The organism is Microbacterium sp. AC132 (assembly GCF_979258525.1).
The window spans coordinates 2,347,117-2,371,976 of the sequence record NZ_OZ409862.1; the positions used below are offsets into that span (position 1 = coordinate 2,347,117).

The following is a 24,860-nucleotide window of genomic DNA, read 5'->3' on the forward strand; positions in this document are numbered from 1 at the left end:
TCGATCGGGTCATCGGTCATGCCTCCACTCTCGACGCTGCGTCTGCGTCTCCTCGTCGTCTCGCTGCTCACCGTGTCCTTCCTCGGTGCGCTCGACCACACGATCGTCTCCACGTCCCTCGCCACCATCGCCGGTGAGCTGGGCGCCCTCGAGCACATGGGGTGGGTCGTGGTCGGGTACACGCTCGCGAGCACCGTGCTGCTTCCGGTGCTCGGCAAGCTCGGCGACGTGGTCGGCCCCCGAGCGGTGTTCCTCACCTCGCTCGTCGTGTTCCTCCTCGCCTCCCTCGCCTGCGGCTTCGCGCAGACGATGCCCTGGCTGATCGGGGCACGAGTGCTGCAGGGCATGAGCTCCGCCGGTCTGCAACTGATGTCGCAGACGATCATCGCCCAGGTGACCTCGCCGCGGGAGCGTCCGAAGTACATGGCGGTCATCGGGGCCGCCTTCCCCATCGCGATCCTCGTGGGTCCCGTCCTCGGCGGGCTCATCACCGATTTCTGGGGCTGGCAGTGGGTCTTCTGGGTCAACATCCCCGTCGGTGTGGCGGCCCTCGCGCTCGCTCTCGTCGCGGTGCCGCGCATCGCACCGGGCGCGCTGCGCCGGTTCGACATCGCCGGCGCCGTCTCTTTCACGACCGCGCTCGTGGCCCTCGTGCTCGCCGTCTCGTGGGTGGCCGACCCGGCGCTGCGCACCGCCACGGTCGTCGCCTTAGCCGCGGCCCTCGTCGCCTTCGCCGCGTTCCTGCTCGCCGAGCTGCGGGCGGAGGAGCCGATCGTGCCGCTGCGCTTCTTCGCGAATCGGACGATCGCGGTCGGCACAGCGCTCTCGGCGATCATCGGCGTCGGCCTCTTCTCGATCACCGCCTACCTGCCGACCTACGTGCAGATGGCGTACCAGGCGACGGCGACCGTCTCCGGGCTCGTGCCCATCGCGACCGTGTTCGGGATGCTCCTGAGCAACCTGGCATCCGGCTTCCTCGCGAGCCGCACCGGCCGCTACCGGGTCTACCCGATCGTCGGCACCGCTCTGGGGGCCGCCGGCCTGACCGTCATGGCGCTGCTGCCGGTCGGCCTGCCGCTGTGGGCGCCGATGGCCGTCATGTTCGTGGTCGGCATCGGCACCGGCGCGTTCATGAGCCTGATCGTCACGGTCGTGCAGAGCGCCGCACCGCGCAGCGCGACCGGCACCCTCACGGCGACCGTCAACATCGTGCGACAGGTCGGCGCGACTGTGACCACCGCCGTCATCGGCGGCGTCGTCGGCTTCGGCGTCGCAGCGCTCCTGCCGTCGGGGCTCGACGCGACAGCGCTGACCCCGCAGCTGGTGCAGGTGTCGGACCCGGCCCTGCAGATCGAGGTCGCCGGCATCTACCACGACGTCTTCGCACCGGTGTTCGCCGCGCTCGCCGTCGCCTACGCCATCGGATTCGTCGTCGCGCTGCTCATGCCCCGAGGACGTCTGGCCGACGAGCACGACCCCATCGCCTCCGTCGAATCCGTCACCGCCTGAATCCGCACGCACCGGGAGAACAACCATGTCTGAGAACACCGCCTCCGAGCATCCGACCGTCGCGATCGTGGGCAGCGGACCGATCGGCTCCGCCTACGCGCGCGTGATCCTGCAGAGTCATCCGACCGCGCGGGTCGTGATGTTCGAAGCAGGACCGCAGATCACCGAGCGGCCGGGCGCCAGCGTCCGCAACATCGTCGATCCCGAGGAGAAGGCTCGCGCGCGTGAGATGGCGCAGGGTCCGCAGGCGGGCGCCTTCCGCGAGTCTCTGGGCATCCCCGCCGGAGTCGTCGTCGAGGGCATGTTCACGGCGCGGCAGGGGACCCACCTGCTCGACTTCGGCGGAGAGGGATCAGCCCACGCCCCGACGTTCCCGGCTGTCGCGGCGGCGACGAATGTCGGGGGCCAGGGATCGCACTGGACCTGCGCGATCCCGCGTCCGGCATTCAGCGAGAAGCTCCCGTTCATCGACGACGAGGAGTGGGAAGAGCTGATCACGACGGCCGAGGAGCTGCTGCATCACCAGGGTGCGGCCTTCGCCGACTCGCCGATCGGCGGTGCCATCCGCGCATTGCTCGAGGGTGAGTTCGCCGCCGAGCTCCCCGACGGATACGGCGTGAGCACTCTGCCCATCGCCGGCGACCCCCAGCCCGACGGCACGATGGTGTGGGCGGGCGCCGACATGGTGCTCGGTCCGCTCATCGAGCCGGGCACCGACGAGAGCGCCCGTTTCGCACTGCGCGACCTCTCGCTGGTGCGGCGGATCGAGCACGACGGGAGCCGCGCGACCGGAGTCGTGGTCGAGGACCTGCGCACCCGGCAGACGTCGTCCTTTCCCGCGGACCTCGTCGTGGTGGCCGCTGACGCCTTCCGTTCGCCGCAGCTGCTGTGGGCATCGGGCATCCGCCCCACGGCCCTCGGCCGCTATCTCACCGAGCACCACGTGGTGATCTCGACCGTGTCGCTCGACGGCGACCGGATGGCCGACCTCGTGACGGACGACGAGCTCGAGCGCGAGCTCGCCCGCCGCGCGACGAACCCGGCGGATCCCGTCGCCGCCGTGAACCGCATCCCGTTCTCGGAGCCCGACCATCCCTTCTCGCTGCAGGTGATGTATGCCGAGAACCCGCCCTTCCCGCTCGACGCGTCGCACCCGCACGCAGGCAACCGCTGGGGATACGTCAACATGGGGTACGGAGTGCGCAAGCATCCGCGGATCGAGGACGGGGTGCGCTTCGACGACGACGAGCTCGATTACCGCGGTCTGCCGAACATGACGATCGAGTACGCCCTCACCGACGTCGAGGAGGCGGAGATCTCGGATGCCACGGCGCATCTGCGTCGCGCCGGTGCGGCCCTGGGCACGTTCATCGCCGAGCCGCGGCTGCTGCCGAACGGGTCGAGCCTGCACTACATGGGAACCATGCGAGCGGGCACCGACGACGACGGCACCAGCGTCGCGGATCCGTATTCGAGGGTGTGGGGCTTCGACAACCTCGTGGTCGGCGGCAACGCTCTCATCCCCACCGCCAACACCATGAATCCGACCCTCACCAGCGTCGCGATCGCGGTGCGCGGCGCGCGGGAGGCGGCGTCGCGGCTCTGAGCGCCGGCGATGACCGTGCGGTCTGAGGACCGCCCGGTCATCCGTCGACGACCCTGTCTTCGCGTCGTCGACGGACCTCGATCTCCTGAGGGATGCCGCGCGAGAAGAACAGCGCCAAGAGGCTGATGAGGATGAGTCCGAAGAACGCGACACGCAGCGAGGAGAGCTGCGATTCGCGGTAGATCTCGGCCAGTGCTTCTGCGTCGTCGGCGCTGAGCCCCGCCTCCTCGGCGATCGCGGGAACGGCCGACGCGGGGACGATCGTGACGCCGTGCTCGGTCGACGCGGCCACCGAGGCGCGGGTCGTCGCGGAGAGGTCGCTCGCGGCGACTCCGGAGGCGAACGAGGTCGACAGGGCCCCGATCAGGATCGACCCGATGAGTGCGGTGCCGAGCGATGATCCCAGATTCTGGAAGACCCCCTGCAGACCGCCCACCTCGCTCGTCTCCTTCGCGCTCACGCTCGACATGTTGACGTTGCCCAGCTGCGAGGCGAGCAGCCCGAGAGCCGCACCCGAGAGGAACATGCCGACGGCGAAGAGGCCGCTGCGCAGGTCGCTCGTCGCCGATCCGAGCAGCACCAGCGCGCTGAAGACCAGAAGGAGCTGACCGATCCGCACGATGGTGCGAGGGGACATCCGCTTGGTGAGGGCGGTGCCGACGATGGAGAACAGCACCAGGGCCACCGAGAGCGGGAAGATCCTGATGCCGGTCTGAAGGGCATCCAGCCCGAGTGTCATCTGCAGGTACACCGGCACCATGAAGAAGAGTCCCGCCGTCACGGCGTACTGCGCGCCGAGCACCGAGAGACCGCTGCGAAGAGAGCTGATCCGGAACATCTCGACGGTGACGAGGGGCTGACGCCCGACGCGCACGAGCATCCGCTGCCTGGCGATGAACAGCGCGACGAGCAGCACGCCGACGACGATGAGCCACGCCGCGAGCGAGATGCCGAGCGGCGCGACCGGCACGCCCCCGATGACGGGGATGCGCAGGGGCACGATCCATCCCCACACCTTGCTCTGCAGCATCCCGAAGACGACGGCGACGAGGCCCGCTGACGACAGCGCGACGCTCAGGAGGTCGATGCGGATGCGGACCCGCTCGGTGGCGTCGGTGATGATCCGGGCGCACAGCACCACCCCGATCATGATCACCACCTCTGCAGCGAACACGTAGCGCCAGTCGAAGTACGTCGTGACGAAGCCTCCGATGAGCGGACCGGCGGCCACGGCGGCCCCCGAGACCGCGCCGATGACGGCGAACGCGGTGACCCGTTCGCGTCCCTGGTAGTTGTCGGCGACGAGCGCGGCGATGGCGGGTATCACCAGCACGGCGCCGAGCCCCTCGATGACCGACCAGCCGAGGAACAGGGTCTGCACGTTCGGGCTCACCGCCGTGACCAGCGAGCCGACCGCGTACACGCAGGATCCGATCACGAAGGCTCGCCGCCGACCCCACACATCGCCGAGCTTCGCTCCGAGCAGCATGAAGGCCGCCATCGTCAACGTGTAGAACGTGATCGCGCCCTGCATCGCGGCCACGGTGGTGTCGAGGTCGTCCACGACCGTCGAGATCGACACGTTCATGACGGTGCCGTCGAGCACCATCACGAACTGCGCGCTGCCGAGCACGATGACGACGTTCCACCTCTTCATGACGCCTCCTGGCGAGAGTCGGGCCGGGTGGCCGGTCGAAGACTGCTGCCGCGCATGATGCGCGCGACCGCGGTGATGAGGAACAGCTGGCCCGTGATCGCCTCGGCGACGGCGACCGCCTGGCTGCCCGATGTCACCGGTGCGAGGTTGCCGTATCCCGTCGTCGTCAGCGTCGTGAAGGAGAAGAAGAGCTGATTCGACAGCGAGTCCTCGCTCCCGTCGCCGAACATCGGAGCGCTCGACACGAGCGACACGAGGTTGAAGACGAAGGTGAAAAGCATGCCGACGAGGAGGTAGGCGGTGATCGTCGCCATCAGCGCTTCGAGATTGAATCCACGCCGCCGCGCCTGGTGAGCCACGATCGCGGCCGGAGCGACCAGAAGAGCGGCGATGGATGCGGCCGAGAACATGACGTCCAGGATCCGCCCTTCCGCGCCGACGAGCGTGGCGACGATCGTCGCCACGCCGGCGGTGGCCAGCACGATCCACGCGACGTGCTGGATGACGGCTCGCACGGCGGTGATGTGGAAGACGACGGCGACCGTGGCGAGGATGAGCAGGAAGGCGGACGGACTCGGGTTCGTGGTGCGCTGGACGGCGCAGATCCAGTAGGAGAGGGCCAGCAGCACAAGGGCGGCCACGTAGCCGGGGACGCCGTGCCTGCCGCGCAGGGCTCTGCGTCCCGCGGCATGCGCAGCGACCGGGCGCCTCGTCTGAAGCGGAGTGCTCATGGCGCGGGTCGTTCGAGATCGGCGGCGGCGAGCCTCCCGGAATCCAAAGCGGCGCGGAACGAGGCGAAGTCCCGTTCGTTCTGGTCGGCGTAGGTGTCGGCGAACGCGATGATGGCGCTCTCGAATCCTCGGCCGCGCCCGAGATATCCGGCGATCTCGAGGCGGTCGCCACTGCGGGCGTGGGCCCGGGCGAGGGTCTCACCGCAGACCCGTGCATAGAGCGCGGCGCCTCCGGGAGTCATCGCCTCGGGATCGATCCCGCCCTTCCAATCCTGGAGCTGGCGGATGTAGAAGTCCCTGGTGACGCCGTCGAGGCTGGTGACGCGCTGCCATCCGAGGAAGATGTCCGAGGCCGCCTGCATCAGTCGCTGCCCGCGAACGACTCGTTCGCCGGCGTGATCGAATTCGCTGGGACCGAGGAACTGCTCCAGCACCGACGGCTGTGCCTCTTTCGCCTGCAGGAGCAGCGGATCGTCGTCGTCGCGTCCGCTGAGGAGGATCACCCACGCGCGGGTGCCCACGCTGCCCACCCCGACCACCTTGCGCGCCATATGCCGGTAGCGGTACTCGGAGAGGGGATGGCGTCCGCCGGGCAGAGTCCGTCGGTACTCCTCGAGCAGCTCCCGCATCGCGCTCACGTCGTCGAATCCGTCGTGGCCTGCGGCGAGCTCGTCCACGGGCACGATCAGGGGCGGATTCCCTCGGATCCGCAGCTGGCCGTCCTCGCGGTCCACGAGCTTCGAGAACGACTTCGCGTGATCGCGCTTCCGCGCTCTGGCGAGTGCGGCGTCGAGCCGATCGACCGTCTCGTCGTCGGACCGCCCCTTCCGCCTCGCGGAACGGATGCGCCGCTGCGCGCGGTCCGCGTCGAATCGGTCGTACCAGGCGTCGAGGACCGACGCGTCGGCAGCGCGGCTCATGGCGATCCGATATCCGCGCACCGCGGCTTCGACGCAGTCGTGGATCTGCGCGGCGGTGAAGCGCCGTTGGCGTCCGGCCACGGCGAAGCTCGTCGCCAGTCGTTTGATGTCCCACTCGAACGGCCCGGGCAGCGTCTCGTCGAAATCGTTCATGTCGAAGATGAGCTGCCGCTCCGGCGTGCCGAACAGCCCGAAGTTCGACAGGTGCGCGTCACCGCAGATCTGTGCGATCACACCGCTGTGGGGTGTCGTCGAGAGATCCGCGGCCATGAGCAGGGCGCTGCCGCGGAAGAAGGCGAACGGAGAAGCCGCCATCCGCGAGTGCCGCACAGGCACGAGCTCTTCGACCCGTGACGCCGCCTGGCCCTCCAGCAGCCCGATCGGATCGGCGCGATCCGTCGGTGGGATCCACGGCCCCTGGCCCGATCTGGGGGCGCGGATCCGGGCATCCCTTCCTCGGCTGCGCCGCAGGACGAAATCAGGTGCGACCGGGTGCGGTGCTGCAGGTGCTCCCGGTGCGTCGGACGAACGGGTCTTCGCCATCTCGCTCCTCATCTCGGGTGGAACCGGCACGTGAGAAGACGGTCATCGAGATTCTGCGCTCAGTATCGCAGTGCGCGCACCGGTCGGCCAGAGAATGTGCGATGGGCTCATCCGAAGCGGGTGAGGCCGATTCGGGCGGGATCACCGGTGGCATCCCTCTGTAGACCCAGGTACTGGCCGCTCGCCCTGTTCAGGACCGCAGCCCGATGTGCCCGTGTGCGGCCGTTCGTAGCGTCGAAGATGACGAAAGGCGCGACATGATCCGAGTTCAGTCTCTGACCAAGCACTATGGCGAGCGGGTGGCGGTGAACGGGGTCGACTTCACGGTCGAACCGGGCACGGTCACCGGATTCCTGGGGCCGAACGGGGCCGGCAAGTCCACCACCATGCGAATGATCGTGGGTCTGGACAGGCCGACGGCCGGCACGGCGGAGGTGAACGGTCGCCCCTATGCCGATCTGCCCGCGCCGCTGCGCGAGGTGGGCGTTCTGCTCGACGCCCGGTCGGCCCACAGACGCCGTACCGCCTACAAGCATCTGCTCGCGATCGCCGCCACGCACGCGATCGGTGCGGCCCGAGTGCGGGAGGTGATCGGGATCGCGGGTCTGGATGCCGTGGCCGACAGGCGAGTCGGGGGATTCTCGCTCGGCATGAACCAGCGGCTGGGCATCGCCGCCGCCCTGCTGGGGGATCCGCAGACGATCATCCTCGACGAGCCGGTGAACGGTCTCGACCCCGACGGCATCCTGTGGATCAGGGCTCTGCTGCGGCAACTGGCGGGGGAGGGGAAGACGGTGCTGCTGTCGTCGCATCTGATGAGCGAGATGACCCAGACGGCAGACCATCTGCTCGTGATCGGGCGAGGATCGATCCTCGCCGACGGACCTCTGCACGAGGTGGTCGCCGGTGCGACGCGCTCTGTGGTGCGCGTCCGGACGCGGGAGGCGGACCGACTGGCGGCCCTCCTGGCGGGGCCGGAGGCGACGGTCGCGTCGCAGGTCGACGGCGCGCTGGAGATCGAGAACCTCGCCGCGGAGGACATCGCTCGCAGGGCAGCCGACGCGGGGATCGTGCTGCATGAGATCGCCACCATCGAGGGGTCGCTCGAGGATGCCTACCTCGCCCTCACCGCAGCCGACACCGAATACCGCGCGGGGGCGCAGCACACCGAAGAAGGAGCACGACGATGACCATCACGACGAGTCCCCGACGAACGGATGCCCGCACTCGCCGCCCCGCGTTCCGACACGTGCTGCGCTCGGAGTGGATCAAGCTGTTCAGTCTTCCCTCCGCCGCGCTCGCCCTGATCGGAATCTTCCTGATCGGCATCGGCGGCAGCCTCTTCCTCGGCGTGACGCTCGAGTCATCGGGGGCGCCGTCGGTGCCGTCGATCGAACGCACCATGGCCGACGTCACCGTGCCGACCGTCGTTCTGGGGCAGATCATCGCCGGTATCCTCGGAGTCATGCTGATCGGGGCCGAATACGCATCGGGCTCCATTCAGCCCACCTTCGTCGCCGTGCCCGACCGGCTGCGGATACTGCGCGCGAAAGCGCTCGTCGCATCCTCCGCTGTCACGGCTGTCGCCCTGATCACGGTGTTCAGCGCGTGGGCGCTCACCACACCGATCTACGCGCAGTTCGGCCTCGCGGCACCGCTCGCCGCGCCGGGAGTCGTGCTCGCCCTGCTCAGCTCGGCCGCGTACCTCGGACTCTGCGCGCTGTTCGGCGTGGGAATCGGGGCACTGGTGCGGTCGACGACCGCAGGCGCGATCATCGTCTTCCTCGCCACTCTGCTGCTTCCCGTGCTCACGTCGCTGCTTCCCTACGGCCTGATCTCCCGCATCCTGCGGATCGGACAGCTGGGCAACGCGGGCGACGCGATGAGCCGTGTCGGCGCGGAGGGCGGACCGTTCCTCGACCTGTGGGCCGGACACATCAGCGTCGGCGCTGGCTGGCTCATCGCGTCGATCTGGGCAGCGGTCGCGCTCGCCGCGGGTGCGCTCGCTCTGCGCACGAGAGACGTATGAGTGGGCGGAGATCAGACCTCGCGATGCTCGGGGTCTACGCGGCCGTGTCGCTGGTGCTCGGCTATCTGTCTGTCGAGTCCTCGCTGACGACTCCGGCGTGGGCGCTGGTGGCGCTCTTCGTCGCCGGCGTCGCAGCGGTTCTCGTGTCGCGACGGCATCCGCTGGCGGCCTTCATCGTCGTGCTCGTGCTCCTGCCCCTGTCGTTCGCCGGCGGCTCCGGTGCCGAAGCGGTGCTGGTCGTCGGCGCGCTGTACCGCAGCGGCGGCGTCGCCCGCCCGCAGCGGGCGTGGCTGGCATTCGCCGCCGCGGCGGCGGCCGGGACGATCGCTGCACTGGTGCTCGCGATCCGGGTGCGCGTCGGTCCGCCCCTGCTCGGGCTGGCGCCGCGGGTCGACGTGGACGCCTGGCCACTGGACTGGCTCGGGATCAGCGCGGTCGTGATCGCCGTCGCATTGATCGCCACCCTCGTCGGACTCGACGTCGGCCATCGGCGACGCGAGCTGCAGGCACTCGTGGAGCGCGCGGAGCAGATGCGCCGAGAGCGGGACCAGGAGGCGCACATCGCCGCCGTCCTCGAGCGCGAGAGGATCTCGCGGGAGATGCATGACGTGATCGCCCACAGCCTCGCCGTGATGATCGCCGTCGCCGACGGTGCGCAGGCATCCGCGGAATCGCGGCCCGAGGAATCGCGTCGTGCGATCGGACGTGTCGCCGAGACCGGGCGCCGCACCCTCGTCGAGATGCGTCGCCTGCTCACCTCCGTCCGCGGTGAGACCGACGCCGTCGACCGCCAGCGGGTGCAGGCCAGCATGGAGCGCATCCCCGCCCTCGTCGCCGAATCGCGCAGCGCAGGACTGCCGGTCAGGTTCGAGCAGGTCGGTGCCATCGACCCCGATGCCATGGTCGGGCTCACGGTGTACCGCGTCGTGCAGGAGGCGCTGACCAACGTCCTCCGGCACGCGCGCGAGGTGCAGGACGTGCTGGTGAGGATCAGCGTCGCCGACGACGGACTGTCGATCCTCGTGGAGGATCGATCCGCGCCGGTGGTGCCGATCGCCGATCCGGGCCGCGGTCTGGTCGGCATCCGCGAGCGCGCCGCGTTCTATGACGGACACGTCGAGGCGGGGCCCCGACCGGGCGGCGGCTGGCGCGTGTTCGTGCGACTTCAGACGGAGGCAGCGGGATGACCCCGGACGCACCCACCGATCGGATCCGCGTGCTGATCGCCGACGACCAGGAGCTCGTCCGCTACGGCCTCCGTCTCGTGCTCGAGGCGGAGGACGACGTGCATGTGGTCGGCGAAGCGGCCGACGGCGCCTCCGCCGTCGAGGCCGCGATCGCGCTGACCCCCGACGTCATCCTGATGGATGTGCGGATGCCGGGGATCGACGGAATCCGGGCCACGCAGGACCTGGCCGCGCGTCTGCCGCGGACCAGGGTGCTGGTGCTGACCACGTACGATCTCGACGAGTTCGCCTTCGGAGCCCTGCAGGCCGGGGCGGCCGGGTTCCTGCTCAAGAACACGAGACCGGCCGAGCTCGTCGCCGCGATCCGCACGGTCGCCACCGGGGATGCGGTGGTCGCACCCCGCATCACCGCGAAGCTCATCGAGGTCGCCCTGCCGCACCTCGCGCCGCCGAACCCCGGGGCCCGTGAGGGCGCGCTCTCGGCGCTGACCGAGCGGGAACGTGACGTCTTCCTGCAGGTCGCGCGCGGCCTCACCAACAGCGAGATCGCGCAGACGCTGCATCTGAGCGAGTCGACGGTCAAGGCGCATTTCGGCCGCATCCTGGTGAAGCTCGATCTGCCCAGTCGCGTCCAGGCGGTGATCCTGGCCTACGAGCTCGGAATCGTGAGCCCGGGCAGCTGAGACCGCGGGCCGATCCGGGCGTCGCATCTTGCCAGACTCGTTCCGGAGTGTCCACCACTGCCGCCGCGCGCTGTTCGTTGCCAGACTCGGCGCATGGTGTTCATCGGTTTTCATGCATCGCACGAGCAGATCCCCCCGAGCGCCCTGCTCGAGGCCGTGGTCGAGGCGGAGCGCGCAGGGTTCGACGGGGCGATGTGCTCCGACCACCTCGCACCGTGGACCACGGCTCAGGGCGAGTCGGGTTTCGCCCTGAGCTGGATCGCCGCCGCGCTCGCCCGCACCCGCTTCTCGATCGGCATGGTCAATGCTCCTGGTCAGCGGTATCACCCGGTGATGATCGCGCAGGCGTTCGCGACGCTGGAGGAGATGTTCCCCGGCCGCTTCTGGGCGGCGATGGGCAGCGGTGAAGCGGTCAACGAGCACGTGACGGGCGACGGATGGCCCGACAAGAGCATCCGCAACGACCGACTGCGCGAGAGCGTCGACGTGATCCGCCGACTGATCGGGGGAGAGGAGGTGGACCACGACGGTCTGGTGCGCGTGCATCGCGCGCGGGTCTGGAGCCGACCGGCTGAACCGCCGCCGCTGTTCGCGACCGCTGTGAGCGCCGAGACGGCGGAGTGGGCGGCGTCGTGGGCGCAGGGCCTCGCTACGGTCGCGCAGGAACCGGCCGCACTGCAGCGCGTCGTCGATGCCTACCGGGGTGCAGGAGGCACGGGTCCCTGCATCCTGCAGGTGCATCTCAGCCTGGCCGAGAGCGACGATGCGGCGTTCGCGATCGCGCGCGAGCAGTGGCGGAACGGACTGCTCGCGCCTCCGGTCACCTGGGATCTCGAGCAGCCGGAGGACTTCGAGGCGGCGCTGGTCGGGATCGATGAGGAGGGGCTCCGCAAGGCCGTCCTCATCGACCACGACGCGACCGCACTGGCCGACCGCATCGCGGATCTGGTTCGGATCGGGTTCGACCGCGTCTACCTGCATCACGTCGGCTCCGAGCAGTCCCGATACCTCGACGCCGCAGCATCCGAGCTCATCCCCGCCTTGAAGGAGCGACTGTGAAGATCACCGACACGAGCGACCTCTGGTGGAAGACCGCAGTCATCTACTGCCTCGACGTCGAGACGTTCCTCGACTCGAACGGCGACGGCGTCGGCGATCTACAGGGCCTTTCCCAGCGCATCGACTACCTCTCGCAGCTCGGCGTCACCTGCCTGTGGCTGATGCCGTTCTATCCGACGCCCGACCGCGACGACGGCTACGACGTCAGCGACTTCTACGGGATCGACTCGCGACTCGGCACCCACGGCGACTTCGTCGAGGTCATCCGCACTGCACGGGACCGCGGGATGCGGGTGATCGTCGACCTGGTCATCAACCACACCTCCGACCGGCATCCGTGGTTCCTCGCCGCGAAACGGAGCGTGGATTCGCCGTATCGCGACTACTACGTGTGGCGTGACGACGCACCTCCGAAGGGGCAGAAGAACGCCGTCTTCCCCGGGCAGGCGAACGGCATCTGGGGCAAGGACGAGAAGTCGGGGCAGTGGTACCAGCACAGCTTCTACGAGCACCAGCCCGACCTGAACATCGCCAACCCCCGGGTGCGTGACGAGATCGCGAAGGTCATCGGCTTCTGGTTGCAGCTGGGCATCTCCGGCTTCCGCGTCGATGCGGTGCCCTTCCTGCTCGAGATCCCCGAGGGCTCCGGCATCCCCGAGCCCCACGATCTGCTGCGCGACATCCGCCGCTTCCTGCAGCGCCGGTCGAGCGAGGCGATCCTGCTCGGCGAGGTCAACCTGCCCTACGACCAGCAGGTGCAGTACTTCGGCGGTGATGATGAGGACGAGCTCACCATGCAGTTCGACTTCGTCGGGATGCAGTCGCTGTACCTGTCGTTCGCCCGCAAGGACCCCGCTCCGCTGATCGAGGCGCTGCGGGCTCGACCCGTGCTCGGATCCGAGGTGCAGTGGGCGAACTTCCTGCGCAACCACGACGAGCTGACCCTCGACAAGCTCAGCGACAGCGAGCGTCAGGAGGTGTTCGACGCCTTCGCGCCCGATGAGCGCCAGCGCGTGTTCGGGCGGGGCATCACCCGCCGCCTTCCTCCGATGCTCGAGGGCGACCCTCGTCGCATCCGCATGGCCTACAGCCTGCTCTTCACCCTGCCCGGCACCCCGGTGCTGTTCTACGGCGAGGAGATCGGCATGGGGGAGAACATCGAGATCCCCGGCCGCGAAGCGGTGCGGACGCCGATGCAGTGGTCGGTCGACAAGAACGGGGGATTCTCGGATGCCGCGCCCAGCCGGCTCGTCGCTCGGCCACCGTCCGACGGGTACGCGCCGGAGCACGTGAACGTCGCCGCGCAGCTGGGTGACCGCGAGTCGATGCTGTATTTCGTTCGGGCGCTCACCTCGGCGTACCGGATCTCGCCGGAACTCGGCTGGGGAACGCTCGAGATCATCGACCAGCCGGCCGCCTCGCTTCTCGCGCACTCGCTCGCCGCGGACGTGGGCAGGATGATCGCCCTCCACAACTTCGCCGAGGTGCCGGTCACGACTTCGTTCCGGGTGGAGGACGAGCCTGATGGCACGAGGCTCGTCGATCTGCTCGATCCCGCCCAGATCGCGCTGGGGCCGGACGGCGAGGTCGAACTGGAGGTGCCGGCATACGGCTACCGCTGGCTCCGGGTCTCGCGACCGGGCGACGGACGCGTGACCTGAGGCTCAGTCGACGTCGCCTCGAGCCCTGTCGCCGTCGAGCACGGCGGCGGGGAGTTCGCGCACCAGCTCGCGGGCGAGGTAGCCGAGACCCATCCGCTCGGCGAGTCGGTCTCCTGCGCGGGCGTGTGCCCATGCTCCCCAGACGGCGGCGCGTTCCGGGGCGAGTCCTCGGGCGGCGAAGCCGGTGATGGCGCCCGCGACGACGTCGCCCGATCCGGCCGTGCCGAGGCCGGGGCCGCCGTCGTCGAGTCGCCATGCGGCGCCCGAGGGTGAGACCACGGCGGAGTAGCAGTGGATCACGGCGTCGAGCTCCTGAGCGAGTCCCGGCAGCTCCGAGAAGAGGTCGTCGACGGGGCGGCCCAGCAGGAGCTCGGCCTCGTCGAGATTGGCGTTGACGATCAGGCACGCCGGAAGATCCGAGCGCGGCACGTCGCGCAGTGCACCGACGGCGAAGGCGTCGACCACGAGGCAGGAGATGTCGTGGCCCGCCAGCCGCCGCAGCCACCCGAGGGCATCCTCGGGGTCGTCCAGCCCGGGCCCGACCAGCACCGCATCCGCTCCTTCGCAGGCGCTGCGCAGGTCGTCGGTCATCGGTTCGCCCGGACCGGGCGATTCGTAGACCCCGGCCTCGGGGAACGCGATCCTCACGACATCCGCGACCGAGGCGTCGGTCGTGACCGCGACCTTGCCCGCTCCGACGCGCAGCATGGCCTCCCCGCCCAGCACGACCGCGCCGGCCGAGAGAGACGAGCCGCCGATGATCATCGCCGTGCCGCGGGACTTCTTCGAGTCGCCGGGGTCGGGCAGACCCCACTCCTGCAGCAGCTGCGGCGTCACCCGCGTCGGCTCATCCCGGGCCGACATCGGGGCTTCCCGGGTGCACGGTGATATCGGCGCCCAGCTGCGCGAGGTGGCGCACGTCGGAGAAGTCCTCGAGCTGCCACTGCCGGCCGTCCAGGCGCAGCCGCGTCACCGAGGCGTTGAGCACCGGGTTCGTCGAGGCGAACTGCATGAGGCGCGTCTCGTCCATCCCGGTCAGCAGTGCGACCAGCAGCATCACGACCGCGTCATGCGCGACGACGAGACCGACGCGGGCGTCGTCGGCCAGTGCGTCTCGCAGGAACGACCGCAGGCGCAGGGACACATCGGCCCACGACTCTCCTCCGGGCGGCCGGTGGTAGTACTTGCCCAGTCGCGCCCGACGGTCGGCCTCTTCGGGATGCCGGGCGGCGACGCCCCACCGGGTCAGCAGATCGAGGATGCCGAGCTCTCTGTCGCGCAGCCGTTCGTCGGTGAGCACCCGCTCGACGCCGGCAACGCCCTCCACGCCCTCCATGCTGAGCGCGAACGTCTGCTGGGCCCGCACGTACGGCGACAACCAGGCGACCTGGGGCGTGACAGGGCCGCCGTGCAACGCGGCCGCCAGCGCTCGCGCCTGCTCGGCGCCGGTGGTCGACAACGGCACATCGGCGTCTCGGGTCGCGAGGTCGATCACCTCGGCGCGGGCGGTCTCCGCGGCTGTCGCGGCGACGTTGCCGACACTCTCTCCGTGCCTGACGAGCCACAGCTCCTGCACGTCACATCTCCCAGTCTTCGAACGGGAGGTCCCATGAGGCGTGGTCCGGCTCGATGCGTCCGGTCGTATCGACGTGCGCGGCCTTCTCGACCGAGATCACCACGCGCGTCGTGGGGCGGATGAGCACGCTGATGCTGCGGTCGTCGCCCGACAGGGTGATGAAGGTCGGCGCTGCGGATGCGGCGGCCTCGATCTCGTCCATCACCTGCCTCAGAGGGCGATCGTCACGCAGCACGAAATTCCGGCCGTCGATCTCGATGTTCGTGCTCATTGTGCGCTCCTCCCTCTCGTGTGGCCGACGCTATGCGATCGAAGCGAGTGTGCCGAGGGCCTTGCGTCAGAGGCCGACGAGGGTTAACCGAACTCTCTACGATGAGATCATGAAGATGCTCGACACCCTCGCGCTCGTCGGCGAGGTGCTGTCGTGGGTCGGCCTCGGGCTCGGTCTGCCGATGCTGCTGATCGGCGTCCTCATCCGGACGATCGAGGGGCCGTGGCTGCCCGCAGAGATCGCCGTCATCGAGCGCGACGGGGCGTTGCTCGCCCGCTGGTTCGCCGGCGGAGATTTCCACGAGCGACCGCTGAGCCGGCAGGAATCGGCGACCGCGGAGGCAGGCTGGGCCGACGGAGTGGTCAGCGCGAACAACCCCTCCCACGCACGGGTGGGGGAGCCCCCGCACGCACGCCGCGTCGTCCTCACCCTCGGGATCGTGTTCGCCGGCGTCGGGTTCGTGGGTCTCGTGGTGTCGCTGCTCCCGCTGCTCTGGTCGTAGCTCGTAGGGTGACGGTCATGGAGGACTCCGCCGACATCCCCGCATCCACCCCGATGGACTACTGGTTCGACGCGCTGAGTCGTCCGACCGGTTCTCCCGGGGGAGGCGCCGCGTCGGGAGTGATGCTCGCGATCGCCGCCTCGCTGATGAGCATGGTGGGCGGGTATTCCGATGACGACCCTCGAGCATCGGAGCGCCTCGATCCGCTCGCCGGGCGACGCGTCGAGGCGCTGCGGGCGGTCGAGGCGGACGGCGTCGTCTCGGCACGCTTCGGGGCTGCCCTCGCACTGCCCAGCGACGACCCGTCCCGCGACGAGCGCGTCCGCGAGGCGGCCGTCGAAGCGGCCGAGTCCGCGGCGCAGGTCGGTGGCATCGGCGTGCGGATGCTGCGCGACGTGCGGGTGCTCGTCGAGGCGGGCAACCCTCACATCGCCGTTGATCTCGCCGTCGCCGCAGAGGCCCTGGGCGCCGGATTGTCGGGGGCGTCGCTGAACATCCGGGCGAACCTGCAGATCGCACGCCGTCACGGATCGTCCGACACCGCGCTCGCCGGCCTCGACGCGGAGATCGAACGGTTGGCGGATGCGCGACGCGAGGTCGCGCAGATCATCGAGGAGCTGTCCTCTCGACTCGACTGAGAGCATCTCGCCGTTGACAATAAAACTGAGTGCGCTCATAATAGAGTTCAGTCGTTATTCTGCGACGGATTCCGGAGATCGCCATGAGCAGCTCGCCCTTTCACGCGTCGTACGCGCATGCGCCGACCAAGACGCTGACTGCTGACGGGGTGACGTTCGCATACCGCGAGCTCGGACCCGTCGAAGAGGTCCCGGTGGTGTTCTTCATGCACCTCGCCGGCACTCTCGACAACTGGGACCCGCGGATCGTCGACGCGATCGCGCAGCACCGGCACGTGATCACCTTCGACCAGCGCGGTGTGGGCCGCTCGTCGGGGAAGGTCCCGGCCACCCTCGAGAGCGCCGCCGGCGACGCGTACTCGTTCATCAGAGGGCTGGGCTATTCGACGATCGACGTCTTCTCGTTCTCGATGGGAGGCATGATCGCGCAGGACCTGATCGTCGCGCATCCGACTCTCGTGCGCCGCCTCGTGCTGACCGGCACCGGTCCGCGCGGCGGCAAGGACATGGACAAGGTCGTCGCCACCACCTACTGGGACGTGCTGCGGGCGACGCTGACCCGTTCCGATCCGAAGGAGTTCCTCTTCTTCCACCGCGATGCGGCGGGCAAGAAGGCCGCGAAGGCCTTCGTGAACCGTCTGGGCGAACGCGCTGTCGACCGTGACCGGGACATCAGGCTCTCGGCGTTCCAGACGCAGCTCACGGCGATCGCGAAGTTCGGCCGCTCGGCGCCGTCCGATCTGTCGGTCATCACCGGTCCGACGCTGATCGCCAACGGCGACGACGACCGGATGGTCCCCTCGGTGCTGTCGAGCGATCTGCACCGCCGCATCCCGGGCAGCGAGCTGATCATCTATCCGAACTCGGGGCATGGAGCGATCTTCCAGTACTGGGAGAGGTTCGCTCCGGTCGCGGTCGCCTTCCTTACCGCCGACCAGGCCTCGGCGGCTGACGCCCCTCCGCGTCGCTGACCTCTCCCGATCGGCCCTCCGACAGCACAGAAGGAGCATCACCCATGAGAGCTTTCGTCCTCTCGAAGTACGACACCGCCGTGCACGCGGCCGACGTGCCTGAGCCCTCCGTGGGCGAGCACGACGTGCTCGTCCGCGTGCAGGCGGCGGGTGTCAACCAGCTGGATGAGAAGATCCGCGCCGGCGAGTTCAGAGCGATCCTGCCGTACCGTCTGCCGATCGTCCTCGGGCATGACGTCGCGGGCACGGTCATCCGCGTCGGCGCCGGCGTGAGCCGTTTCGCGATCGGCGACGAGGTCTACGCGCGTCCGCGCGATCGTCGCATCGGGACCTTCGCCGAGCGGATCGCGGTCGACGAGAGCGACGTGGCGCTGAAGCCCGCGTCGATCACGATGGACGAGGCGGGGTCGCTGCCGCTCGTCGCGCTGACGGCCTGGCAGGCCCTGGTCGAGATCGGCGAGGTGCGGCGGGGCGACAAGGTGCTGATCCATGCGGGAGCCGGTGGCGTCGGATCGATCGCGATCCAGCTCGCGAAGCACCTGGGCGCGGAGGTGGCGACGACCGCGAGCGGCGCGAACGCCGACTTCGTGAGGATGCTCGGCGCCGACCATGTCGTCGACTACCGGTCTGAGGACTTCGAGGAGGTCCTCAGTGGATACGACGTCGTGCTCGACAGCCTCGGCGGCGAGAACCTCGAGAAGTCGCTGCGCATCCTGCGGCCGGGAGGCAGGGCGGTCGGGATCTCGGGTCCGCCCACACCCGAGTTCGCCCGCGCAGCCGGCCTCAATCCACTGCTCCGACTGGCCATGGCCGTGCTCAGCCGCAAGGTCCGGGCCCAGGCGAAGCGCCTGGGCGTCGCCTACACGTTCCTCTTCATGCGGGCGAGCGGCGAACAGCTGCGCCAGATCGCAGAACTCGTCGACGCGGGAGCCATCCGCCCGATCGTCGGTCGCGTGCTCCCGTTCGAGGAGGCCGCCGACGGCATCGCGTCGCTGACCCGGGGCGGAATCCGCGGCAAGGTCGTGATCAGGGGAGCCTGAGTCCTGATCGCTGCAGAGCATCCGGACGCACGAAGGCCCCGGGAGCGATCCGATCGCTCCCGGGGCCTTCGCCGTGTGGACTACTGCTCCGAGGTGCGCGCCAGCTGTGGGTAGAGCGCCTCGAGCGGGGCGCTCAGGGCGGCCCTGACCTGCACCGAGGTGTCGTCGGCGAGCACCTCGTACTCGCCCGCCTCCGTGGCATCCAGCACCTTGGTCACGAGCACGGCCGGGTCGAGCTTCGGGTCGGTGACGTTCGCCGCCATTGCCGTGTCGACGTATCCGACGTGCACCCCGACGACGTGCACTCCGGCCGGGGCGAGCTCGAGGCGCAGCGAGTTCGTCGCCGACCACAGCGCCGCCTTGGTCGCGCTGTAGATGCCGGCGACGGCGTACCAGCTCAAGGCCGAGTGGATGTCGATGAGCGCCGACTGCGGCTGGGCCGAGAGGATCGGCGCGAAGGCGCGAGCGAGGAACAGCGGGCCGAGGAAGTTGGTCTCGACGTTCGCGCGGATCTCCTCGTCGCTGTGCGAGAGGATGCCGGGGCTGGAGGGCGAAGCGCCGGCGTTGTTGATGAGCACCGTGACGTCGGGTGCGGCCGCGACGGCTGCGGCGATCGATGCCGGATCGGTGACGTCGAGGGCGAGCGGCACGATGCGCTCGTCATCCCACTCGCGGGGCGTGCGTGCGGAGGCGTAGACCTTCGAGGCGCCGCGCGCGAGGGCTTCGCGGACGAAGTGCGTGCCGATCCCTCCGTTCGCGCCGGTGACGAGGACTACTGCTCCAGAGAGAGAAGGCATGAGGGTGGGCTTTCTGTGGGAGGGATCGAACGGATGCCGTCACGGCTTCACCGTGGATCGATGAGGCGCTCGTGGGAGAATGGGCGGACCGAGCCCACGCCCTGGTGACTATGATCAGAACTGAGCGTGATCATTATTTATTCCGAAGGACGCCATGACTGTCGACTCCCGCCCTCTCGGTCGACGTGAGCGCAACAAGCTCGACAAGCTCGAGCGCATCACGACCGCTGCTGGCGAGCTCTTCGCCGAGCGAGGGGTGGACGACGTCACGACGCAGGAGATCGCCGATCGCGCCGACATCGGCACGGGAACGCTCTTCCTCTACGCCAAGACCAAGGGCGAGCTGCTGCTGCTCGTGCAGAACTCGATGTACGCCGAGGCGCTCGAGCGCGGACGCGCCGCCGCCGCCGACGCGGACGGTGTTCTCGAGGGTGTGCTGGCGGTGATCCGGCCGGTCATCGAATGCAACCGCACCCAGATCGACAACGGCCGCACCTACCTGCGTGAGATCGTGTTCGGCGACCCCGAAGAACCGCATCACGGTGAGGCGCTCGCCCTCACCGGGCAGACCGAGCAGCTGGTCGCCGACGTCATCGCCCGTGATACGCGGGTCTCGGCCGACGAGGCCGCGGCGCTCGCCCGCATCGTCTCGGCCGTCATGTTCCTGACCATGTCCGCCACGATCAACATCGCTCACTCGGTCGAGCAGATCGTCGACGAGGTCGCCGCGCAGATCAGAGTGATCCTGCCGGCCTGACCGGACGTCAGTGCACGAACGCCTTCAGCACGACGAAGGCCACCCCGAACAGCGCTGTGCTCAGCGCCCCGAGGATGCGGACGGGGATGGAGCTGCCCCGACGGAGGAAGGCCACGTAGCCGAGGAAGGCCAGGATGACGGTTCCCGACCACAGGGCGACGTCGTTCGCGGCATCGTCGGGAATGACCCGCGTCGTGCCGGCGACGAGGATGAGCGCGGGGATCCCGGCCGAGCTCAGCATCCCGAGTGAATGGCGCACCGAGCGGCCGATGGCCGTGCGCACGCCCATCTGCTCGGGATCGTCTCGGCCGAGCCGGGCGACGGCACCCGCGTAGACATGCGCCGCCCAGAAGACGATGACGGTCACTCCGACCGACAGGAGCACCGCGGCAGACGTCTCTCCGTGTGCGGACGAGACGGCGATCAGTCCGCTCACGAGGATCGTTCCGTAGACCGCCGCTTCGGTGCCGAATCCCGGACGCAGGGTGCGGTGCGCGCGAAGCAGCGGGTGCTCATCGGGGGAAGACGCCGTCATGCTGCCGAGCGTAGTGCGGATTCCCCGGCATCCGAACCTCCCGTCGAGCGGTTCAGCGACGGGATGCGCTCGCGCGATCGACGCGGCGGAAGCCGTCGCCGTGAGGTTCCACGGCACCGCCCTCGATGAAGCTGTCTATCCAGCCGCGCATCGGCCACTCGCCCCATCGCTCGGCGAACAGAGCGCCGTTGCGCAGGATGTCGTCGAGGTGGCGCCAGGGCGGAGAGCCGGCCGGATGCCACTGGTGGTAGGCATGCGCGCCGCCGACCCAGCGCAGACCGATGCCACGCGCCCGTGCGCGTCGACCCAGGTCGGTGTCTTCGGCGCCGTAGCCCTCGTACACCTCGTCGAATCCGCCGAGACGCGTCCAGGTCTCGGGGGTCACCGCGAACGAGAGCGACCAGAACAGGTCGAACTCGTCATCGGTCGCCGCGACGACGGCGTCGCCCGCGGGCAGCGGGCGAGCGGGGTGCGGACGGGTCAGGATGCCGAGATCGTGCGGTGTCGACGGGCGCTGCACACTGTGGAGATAGGTCACCGGGCCGCAGAGGAGGTCCTGCGGGTGCGTTCGCGCGGCACCGATATATCGCTCGACGAGTCCCGGTCCCGGCAGGCAGTCGACATCGAGGAACACCAGCAGGTCGACGTCCCGAGCGAGCGCGAGCGAGGCCGCCGCGTTCCGCGCCGCGCCGACGCGCATGCCGTGGTCGCCCGGCGGCACATGCACGAACAGGGCCGGGGGCTGCACGGGCGGCGCATCCGCATCGAGCCACGCCTCGATGCGGATGATCTCGACGCCGGGTGTGCTCACCTCGTCGAGGAACCGCCGCTGACGCTGCAGATGGTCGAGACGGTTGATCGAAGCCGGCGTGATGACGGCGACGCGGACGCTCATCGCGCCACCTCCTCGATCGCGCTCGCGGCGCGGGCCGCAGCCCCGTGCACCTGCCACGCGTGCCAGCGGGGAGCGGTCTCGGCAGCTCGGCGGATGCCGTCCACGACCTGGGAGGGCTCCGCATCGACCGGAAGACTCTGGGCGAAGCCCTGTGCGGCGAGCACGCGGGCCATGTCCTCTTGCTCGCCGAATGGCCTCTCCTGGGCGATCACGACGGCGCGGGCATCGGCGGCGGCGAGGTCGGCGATGCTGTTCTGGCCCGCCGCGCTCACCACGACCGTGGCGCGGCACAGCAGGGGCCAGACGTCGTCGACCCGGTCGTCTCCGTTCGCGCCGGCGGTCTCGACGTCCCACCCGTCCGCTCTGAGCAGCTCGACGGTCTCCGAGAGCCCGTCACGGTCGAGAGCGCGGCCCAGGAACAGCACGCGACGAGGGTGCTCATCGCCGGTGTCGACGCGGGCTCGGCCGTCATAGCGAGACACGCCGCCGACCGCTCGCACGCGCTCGCGGCCGACGAGCGCCGTCGCCTCGATCGTTCCCTGCGGCCAGGGCGTCAGGATGAGGTCGGCGAGGTCGTATCCGAGCCGGTGCGGGGCGTCGGTGCGCTCGCCCGGTTGAGCGAAGACGATCGTCGGCACGCCCATCAGGCGGGCGAGCATCGTGATCTCGACGCTGACGTCGACGACGAAGGCCGCGGTCGGGTGGACGGCCACCCAGTCGGCGATCACCGAGAGGCGAGCCTGATGCCCGGGATGCCCGAGGGGTGCCCAGTGCAGGCTGCCGTTCGCGGTGACATCGCCGAGCTCGTGCGCCTCTCGGCGCACTCCGTCGGCCCCGACGACCGGGTCGGAGTCGGAGGGCAGCTGAACCCATGTCGTCCGCGGTGCCAGGGACTCGGGCTCAGGCAGGCTCGAGAACACCGTGACCTCGTCGGCGAGGTGCGGGCGGATCGCCTGCATCCGCGTCAGGTGGCCCCACCCGTGATGGTGCACGTACCAGGCGATCATGCTCCGACCGCCTCCACGAGCTCGTGGGCGGGCATCGCGCTCTGAGCGGCGACGGTGAGGACCCGTTCGATCTCGCGATGCCGATGGTCGAGCGAATGCCGCGCGGAGGCGGCGTCGCGCACATCCCGTCGGCGCAGTCCGCTGCGCGACTGCGCGACCAGGTTCGTCGCGGCGCGCGCGAGCGCCTCGGTGTCGGCGGACGGCACCACGGCGGTGCCGGGGATTCCGGCGAGCACCTCACTGGTGCCTCCCGAGTCGAACGCGGCGACGGGCGTGCCGGTCATGAGCGCCTCGGCCATCACCAGCCCGAAGGGCTCCGACCACACCGGTGTCACGAGGGCGACCGATGAAGCCCCGACGAGCGCGGCGAGCTCGGGCTGTCGCAGCGCGCCGACGTAGTCGATGCCCCGGCCGAGACGTGGGCGCACCTCGCGGTCGAAATAGGCGGCGTCGCCGACGCGCCCCGCGAGCTTCAGGCGTGCGCCGGCGCGTCGAGCGGCGTCGATGGCGAGATGGGGTGCCTTCTCGGGCACGATCCGGCCGAACCACACCCAGTCCCCTCCGCCCGATCCCAGACTCCACTGTGCGGTGTCGACGCCGTTGGTGAAGACGAACGCCTCGACGCCCTCGGCCGACCACGCGCGCGCCGTGTACTGGCTGACCGCGAGGAACCTGTGCGGCGACGAGCCGTCGAGAGCATTCGACGCGATCACCATGTCGGCGAGGGGAGGGGTGTGCAGCGTCGTGACGACCGGAACCCCGATCTCACGGCTCCACAGGATCGGATCGCCGTGGAGGCTGTGGTTGTCGACGACATCGACGCGGGTCTCCGGCGCGTCGAGCCGATCCCGCACCCGGGCGAACGCGTCGGTCATGAGACGGCGGTGCCCCTCGGGGAAGTCGGTGTCGGACGCATCCCGCGCCCGGTGCCACCGCGGACTCGGCAGGTGCAGGTCTATGTCGGCGTCGAGGAAGTCCGAGCCCTCCGCCGCGCACAGCTCCACGTGGTGGCCGCGGCTGCGCAGCCAGCGCACGCGGTTCCAGACCACGGCCTCCAGTCCGCCCGCGTGCGGTTGGCGAAGAGGATGACGTTCGGGCGCCACGACCAGCACCCGCAACTGCTCGCGACCCATCATGCGCGGACCCCCTCGGTGACGCGCGCACATGCCTCGGCATACAGCCGCGCATGGGCGGTGCGCACCGCCTGCCGCTCGGCCAGCCTCTCGGACCTGCGCGTGTCCATCGGCGGCCGGGGCGGCGCGTCCGACGCGCGCGACACGGCCTCGGCCAGCGTCCGCGCGTCGTCGAGCCCGATGACGAAGAAGTCGTCGGGATGCTGCGAGCCGATGTGCCCCACCTCGGTCCCGGCCACGGGGACCCCCAGGTCGTGGCAGAGCTCGACCCATCCCGAGTGGGTTCCGTGCAGGTACGGCAGGACGAAGAGGTCGAGGCCGCCGATCCACGCGGCGATGTCCGCGTCGCTCAGCCGCGGGGTGCGCCGCACGTGCACGGACGGGTGGTCGGCCGCGGCGGCGACCACGCGGGCTGCCGCCTCGTCATCCCGCGTGCGCTCGTTCAGCAGGATCTCGAACTCGACGGCGCGACCCGCCTCGGCGAGCGGTCCGGCCGCGTCGACAGCCGTGCGGACCGCACGCTCCGCGTCGATGTTGGGACGCAGGTCGCGCAGGTGGATGCCGACCCGCACGGTCGCGTCGTCCGAGCGCCCGATCACAGGCGCATCGTCGAGCAGGGTGGGGTGCGCCAGCACCTCGCTGCTCCGGTGCCACCGTCGTTCGATCTCGGCCGCCGCCGTCGCGGTGAGCGTGACCAGGTGATCGGCCGACGGGATGATCACATCGAGCAGCTCTCGGTACGGCGCCTGGTCGACCAGCTGCGGGTTCTCGAGGTCGTGCACGGTGTACACGACCGGGCGGCCGAGCCGGTGCGCGGTCTCGAGCGCCTCGCGCAGCTCGTCGGGCGAGAAGGATTCGAGGCCGAAGTGCACGTGCAGCACATCGAACTCATCTGCGTGCGACACCAGCCACTGCGGGGTGAGAGCCACCGGAGGCCACCAGACGCCCGCAGCTGCGCCGGGAACGGGCGGATCGGGGAGGACCTTCACTCGCTCCGTGTCGGCGATGGCGCGCACGTAGGGATGGGTGGCCGGGATCGAGGCGACGCGGATGAGGGCGGGTTCGGTGACGATGTGGTTCTCCGTGGGCGGGCAGAGCATCGACGTGCGGGGTCGCGATGACGGGGGTGACCGCACAGCAAAGGGGGCGCACG

At 69.7% G+C, this 24,860-nt stretch carries 25 protein-coding genes; 13 read left to right on the plus strand and 12 right to left on the minus strand.

Annotated elements, in window-relative coordinates; genetic code table 11:
• The first annotated feature begins 18 nt into the window (after window positions 1-18).
• Window positions 19-1,509, plus strand: coding sequence for an MFS transporter (locus ACZZZQ_RS11125; RefSeq protein ID WP_463507556.1), 1,491 nt, complete (start codon window positions 19-21; stop codon window positions 1,507-1,509).
• A 25-nt stretch (window positions 1,510-1,534) separates the two neighbouring features.
• Window positions 1,535-3,115, plus strand: a complete 1,581-nt coding sequence (locus tag ACZZZQ_RS11130) for a GMC oxidoreductase (protein ID WP_463507557.1) — start codon at window positions 1,535-1,537, stop codon at window positions 3,113-3,115.
• 37 nt (window positions 3,116-3,152) lie between these two features.
• Here the strand turns inward: ACZZZQ_RS11130 and ACZZZQ_RS11135 are convergent, their stop codons facing one another.
• Genes ACZZZQ_RS11135 through ACZZZQ_RS11145 form a run of 3 tightly spaced genes read right to left on the minus strand, consistent with a single transcriptional unit; the run spans window position 3,153 to window position 6,966 of the window.
• Complete coding sequence (locus tag ACZZZQ_RS11135) at window positions 3,153-4,772, minus strand: MFS transporter (protein WP_463507558.1); 1,620 nt, start codon at window positions 4,770-4,772, stop codon at window positions 3,153-3,155.
• Window positions 4,769-5,503, minus strand: coding sequence for an ion channel (locus tag ACZZZQ_RS11140; RefSeq protein WP_320490555.1), 735 nt, complete (start codon window positions 5,501-5,503; stop codon window positions 4,769-4,771). The genes ACZZZQ_RS11135 and ACZZZQ_RS11140 overlap by 4 nt, the downstream gene beginning before the upstream one ends.
• Window positions 5,500-6,966: a DUF2252 domain-containing protein gene (locus tag ACZZZQ_RS11145; RefSeq protein ID WP_463507559.1), complete on the minus strand. Its 1,467-nt coding sequence runs from the start codon at window positions 6,964-6,966 to the stop codon at window positions 5,500-5,502. Before ACZZZQ_RS11145 ends, ACZZZQ_RS11140 begins: the two co-directional genes overlap by 4 nt.
• 257 nt (window positions 6,967-7,223) lie before the next feature.
• Here ACZZZQ_RS11145 and ACZZZQ_RS11150 point away from each other — a divergent pair, with 257 nt between their 5' ends.
• From ACZZZQ_RS11150 to ACZZZQ_RS11175, 6 genes are all read left to right on the plus strand, one after another.
• Complete coding sequence (locus ACZZZQ_RS11150; RefSeq protein ID WP_463507560.1) at window positions 7,224-8,156, plus strand: ATP-binding cassette domain-containing protein; 933 nt, start codon at window positions 7,224-7,226, stop codon at window positions 8,154-8,156.
• The gene (locus tag ACZZZQ_RS11155; RefSeq protein ID WP_463507561.1) at window positions 8,153-8,995 is read left to right on the plus strand and encodes a hypothetical protein; all 843 of its coding nucleotides are present in this window, start codon (window positions 8,153-8,155) and stop codon (window positions 8,993-8,995) included. Before ACZZZQ_RS11150 ends, ACZZZQ_RS11155 begins: the two co-directional genes overlap by 4 nt.
• Window positions 8,992-10,182: a sensor histidine kinase gene (locus tag ACZZZQ_RS11160; RefSeq protein ID WP_463507562.1), complete on the plus strand. Its 1,191-nt coding sequence runs from the start codon at window positions 8,992-8,994 to the stop codon at window positions 10,180-10,182. The genes ACZZZQ_RS11155 and ACZZZQ_RS11160 overlap by 4 nt, the downstream gene beginning before the upstream one ends.
• Window positions 10,179-10,865 carry a response regulator gene (locus tag ACZZZQ_RS11165; RefSeq protein WP_463507563.1) on the plus strand — a complete coding sequence of 229 codons (687 nt, stop codon included), beginning with the start codon at window positions 10,179-10,181 and terminating at the stop codon, window positions 10,863-10,865. The genes ACZZZQ_RS11160 and ACZZZQ_RS11165 overlap by 4 nt, the downstream gene beginning before the upstream one ends.
• A 93-nt stretch (window positions 10,866-10,958) precedes the next feature.
• Window positions 10,959-11,924: a TIGR03885 family FMN-dependent LLM class oxidoreductase gene (locus ACZZZQ_RS11170; protein WP_056279514.1), complete on the plus strand. Its 966-nt coding sequence runs from the start codon at window positions 10,959-10,961 to the stop codon at window positions 11,922-11,924.
• The gene (locus tag ACZZZQ_RS11175; protein ID WP_463507564.1) at window positions 11,921-13,585 is read left to right on the plus strand and encodes an alpha-amylase family protein; all 1,665 of its coding nucleotides are present in this window, start codon (window positions 11,921-11,923) and stop codon (window positions 13,583-13,585) included. Before ACZZZQ_RS11170 ends, ACZZZQ_RS11175 begins: the two co-directional genes overlap by 4 nt.
• 3 nt (window positions 13,586-13,588) lie before the next feature.
• On the opposite strand, the gene ACZZZQ_RS11180 is transcribed toward ACZZZQ_RS11175, so the two are convergent.
• The 3 genes from ACZZZQ_RS11180 to ACZZZQ_RS11190 are packed head-to-tail and all read right to left on the minus strand — an operon-like array spanning window position 13,589 to window position 15,432.
• Window positions 13,589-14,449, minus strand: coding sequence for an ADP-dependent NAD(P)H-hydrate dehydratase (locus ACZZZQ_RS11180; RefSeq protein WP_463507565.1), 861 nt, complete (start codon window positions 14,447-14,449; stop codon window positions 13,589-13,591).
• Window positions 14,433-15,161, minus strand: a complete 729-nt coding sequence (locus ACZZZQ_RS11185) for a histidine phosphatase family protein (RefSeq protein WP_072591776.1) — start codon at window positions 15,159-15,161, stop codon at window positions 14,433-14,435. The genes ACZZZQ_RS11180 and ACZZZQ_RS11185 overlap by 17 nt, the downstream gene beginning before the upstream one ends.
• A gap of 1 nt (window position 15,162) precedes the next feature.
• On the minus strand, window positions 15,163-15,432 hold the full coding sequence (locus ACZZZQ_RS11190; protein ID WP_053097657.1) for a hypothetical protein: 270 nt from the start codon (window positions 15,430-15,432) through the stop codon (window positions 15,163-15,165).
• Between the two features lie 109 nt (window positions 15,433-15,541).
• On the opposite strand from ACZZZQ_RS11190, the gene ACZZZQ_RS11195 reads away from it, so the two are divergent.
• From ACZZZQ_RS11195 to ACZZZQ_RS11210, 4 genes are all read left to right on the plus strand, one after another.
• A complete protein-coding gene (locus ACZZZQ_RS11195) occupies window positions 15,542-15,934 on the plus strand; it encodes a hypothetical protein (protein ID WP_463507566.1) in 393 nt (130 codons plus the stop codon).
• 17 nt (window positions 15,935-15,951) lie between these two features.
• The gene (locus ACZZZQ_RS11200; RefSeq protein WP_463507567.1) at window positions 15,952-16,572 is read left to right on the plus strand and encodes a cyclodeaminase/cyclohydrolase family protein; all 621 of its coding nucleotides are present in this window, start codon (window positions 15,952-15,954) and stop codon (window positions 16,570-16,572) included.
• Window positions 16,573-16,655: 83 nt separating this feature from the next.
• Window positions 16,656-17,543 (plus strand): alpha/beta fold hydrolase, encoded by an 888-nt coding sequence (locus tag ACZZZQ_RS11205; RefSeq protein ID WP_463507568.1) that lies wholly within the window; start codon window positions 16,656-16,658, stop codon window positions 17,541-17,543.
• A 44-nt stretch (window positions 17,544-17,587) separates the two neighbouring features.
• A complete protein-coding gene (locus tag ACZZZQ_RS11210; protein ID WP_463507569.1) occupies window positions 17,588-18,583 on the plus strand; it encodes an NADP-dependent oxidoreductase in 996 nt (331 codons plus the stop codon).
• Window positions 18,584-18,663: 80 nt separating this feature from the next.
• On the opposite strand, the gene ACZZZQ_RS11215 is transcribed toward ACZZZQ_RS11210, so the two are convergent.
• The gene (locus ACZZZQ_RS11215; protein WP_463499349.1) at window positions 18,664-19,380 is read right to left on the minus strand and encodes an SDR family oxidoreductase; all 717 of its coding nucleotides are present in this window, start codon (window positions 19,378-19,380) and stop codon (window positions 18,664-18,666) included.
• Window positions 19,381-19,534: 154 nt separating this feature from the next.
• Between ACZZZQ_RS11215 and ACZZZQ_RS11220 the strand changes: the two genes are divergently transcribed.
• On the plus strand, window positions 19,535-20,137 hold the full coding sequence (locus ACZZZQ_RS11220) for a TetR/AcrR family transcriptional regulator (protein ID WP_053097652.1): 603 nt from the start codon (window positions 19,535-19,537) through the stop codon (window positions 20,135-20,137).
• Window positions 20,138-20,144: 7 nt separating this feature from the next.
• Here the strand turns inward: ACZZZQ_RS11220 and ACZZZQ_RS11225 are convergent, their stop codons facing one another.
• The 5 genes from ACZZZQ_RS11225 to ACZZZQ_RS11245 are packed head-to-tail and all read right to left on the minus strand — an operon-like array spanning window position 20,145 to window position 24,807.
• Window positions 20,145-20,672, minus strand: a complete 528-nt coding sequence (locus tag ACZZZQ_RS11225) for a hypothetical protein (RefSeq protein WP_233277240.1) — start codon at window positions 20,670-20,672, stop codon at window positions 20,145-20,147.
• 52 nt (window positions 20,673-20,724) lie between these two features.
• Window positions 20,725-21,567 carry a galactosyltransferase-related protein gene (locus ACZZZQ_RS11230; RefSeq protein WP_463507570.1) on the minus strand — a complete coding sequence of 281 codons (843 nt, stop codon included), beginning with the start codon at window positions 21,565-21,567 and terminating at the stop codon, window positions 20,725-20,727.
• Window positions 21,564-22,574: a glycosyltransferase gene (locus tag ACZZZQ_RS11235; protein WP_463507571.1), complete on the minus strand. Its 1,011-nt coding sequence runs from the start codon at window positions 22,572-22,574 to the stop codon at window positions 21,564-21,566. Before ACZZZQ_RS11235 ends, ACZZZQ_RS11230 begins: the two co-directional genes overlap by 4 nt.
• Window positions 22,571-23,710 (minus strand): glycosyltransferase, encoded by a 1,140-nt coding sequence (locus ACZZZQ_RS11240; RefSeq protein WP_463507572.1) that lies wholly within the window; start codon window positions 23,708-23,710, stop codon window positions 22,571-22,573. Before ACZZZQ_RS11240 ends, ACZZZQ_RS11235 begins: the two co-directional genes overlap by 4 nt.
• Window positions 23,707-24,807 (minus strand): glycosyltransferase, encoded by a 1,101-nt coding sequence (locus ACZZZQ_RS11245; RefSeq protein WP_463507573.1) that lies wholly within the window; start codon window positions 24,805-24,807, stop codon window positions 23,707-23,709. The genes ACZZZQ_RS11240 and ACZZZQ_RS11245 overlap by 4 nt, the downstream gene beginning before the upstream one ends.
• Window positions 24,808-24,860: the final 53 nt, after the last annotated feature.

Bases quoted from the DNA above. Each gene is read 5' to 3' on its own strand.
- ACZZZQ_RS11155 (WP_463507561.1), top strand. From the start codon at position 8,153: ATGACCATCACGACGAGTCCCCGACGAACGGATGCCCGCACTCGCCGC.
- ACZZZQ_RS11145 (WP_463507559.1), bottom strand. From the start codon at position 6,966: ATGGCGAAGACCCGTTCGTCCGACGCACCGGGAGCACCTGCAGCACCG.
- ACZZZQ_RS11165 (WP_463507563.1), top strand. From the start codon at position 10,179: ATGACCCCGGACGCACCCACCGATCGGATCCGCGTGCTGATCGCCGAC.
- ACZZZQ_RS11225 (WP_233277240.1), bottom strand. From the start codon at position 20,672: ATGACGGCGTCTTCCCCCGATGAGCACCCGCTGCTTCGCGCGCACCGC.
- ACZZZQ_RS11235 (WP_463507571.1), bottom strand. From the start codon at position 22,574: ATGATCGCCTGGTACGTGCACCATCACGGGTGGGGCCACCTGACGCGG.
- ACZZZQ_RS11125 (WP_463507556.1), top strand. From the start codon at position 19: ATGCCTCCACTCTCGACGCTGCGTCTGCGTCTCCTCGTCGTCTCGCTG.
- ACZZZQ_RS11210 (WP_463507569.1), top strand. From the start codon at position 17,588: ATGAGAGCTTTCGTCCTCTCGAAGTACGACACCGCCGTGCACGCGGCC.
- ACZZZQ_RS11170 (WP_056279514.1), top strand. From the start codon at position 10,959: ATGGTGTTCATCGGTTTTCATGCATCGCACGAGCAGATCCCCCCGAGC.
- ACZZZQ_RS11195 (WP_463507566.1), top strand. From the start codon at position 15,542: ATGAAGATGCTCGACACCCTCGCGCTCGTCGGCGAGGTGCTGTCGTGG.
- ACZZZQ_RS11135 (WP_463507558.1), bottom strand. From the start codon at position 4,772: ATGAAGAGGTGGAACGTCGTCATCGTGCTCGGCAGCGCGCAGTTCGTG.
- ACZZZQ_RS11240 (WP_463507572.1), bottom strand. From the start codon at position 23,710: ATGATGGGTCGCGAGCAGTTGCGGGTGCTGGTCGTGGCGCCCGAACGT.
- ACZZZQ_RS11245 (WP_463507573.1), bottom strand. From the start codon at position 24,807: ATGCTCTGCCCGCCCACGGAGAACCACATCGTCACCGAACCCGCCCTC.
- ACZZZQ_RS11200 (WP_463507567.1), top strand. From the start codon at position 15,952: ATGGAGGACTCCGCCGACATCCCCGCATCCACCCCGATGGACTACTGG.
- ACZZZQ_RS11190 (WP_053097657.1), bottom strand. From the start codon at position 15,432: ATGAGCACGAACATCGAGATCGACGGCCGGAATTTCGTGCTGCGTGAC.
- ACZZZQ_RS11130 (WP_463507557.1), top strand. From the start codon at position 1,535: ATGTCTGAGAACACCGCCTCCGAGCATCCGACCGTCGCGATCGTGGGC.
- ACZZZQ_RS11150 (WP_463507560.1), top strand. From the start codon at position 7,224: ATGATCCGAGTTCAGTCTCTGACCAAGCACTATGGCGAGCGGGTGGCG.
- ACZZZQ_RS11215 (WP_463499349.1), bottom strand. From the start codon at position 19,380: ATGCCTTCTCTCTCTGGAGCAGTAGTCCTCGTCACCGGCGCGAACGGA.
- ACZZZQ_RS11205 (WP_463507568.1), top strand. From the start codon at position 16,656: ATGAGCAGCTCGCCCTTTCACGCGTCGTACGCGCATGCGCCGACCAAG.
- ACZZZQ_RS11160 (WP_463507562.1), top strand. From the start codon at position 8,992: ATGAGTGGGCGGAGATCAGACCTCGCGATGCTCGGGGTCTACGCGGCC.
- ACZZZQ_RS11140 (WP_320490555.1), bottom strand. From the start codon at position 5,503: ATGAGCACTCCGCTTCAGACGAGGCGCCCGGTCGCTGCGCATGCCGCG.
- ACZZZQ_RS11230 (WP_463507570.1), bottom strand. From the start codon at position 21,567: ATGAGCGTCCGCGTCGCCGTCATCACGCCGGCTTCGATCAACCGTCTC.
- ACZZZQ_RS11180 (WP_463507565.1), bottom strand. From the start codon at position 14,449: ATGTCGGCCCGGGATGAGCCGACGCGGGTGACGCCGCAGCTGCTGCAG.
- ACZZZQ_RS11220 (WP_053097652.1), top strand. From the start codon at position 19,535: ATGACTGTCGACTCCCGCCCTCTCGGTCGACGTGAGCGCAACAAGCTC.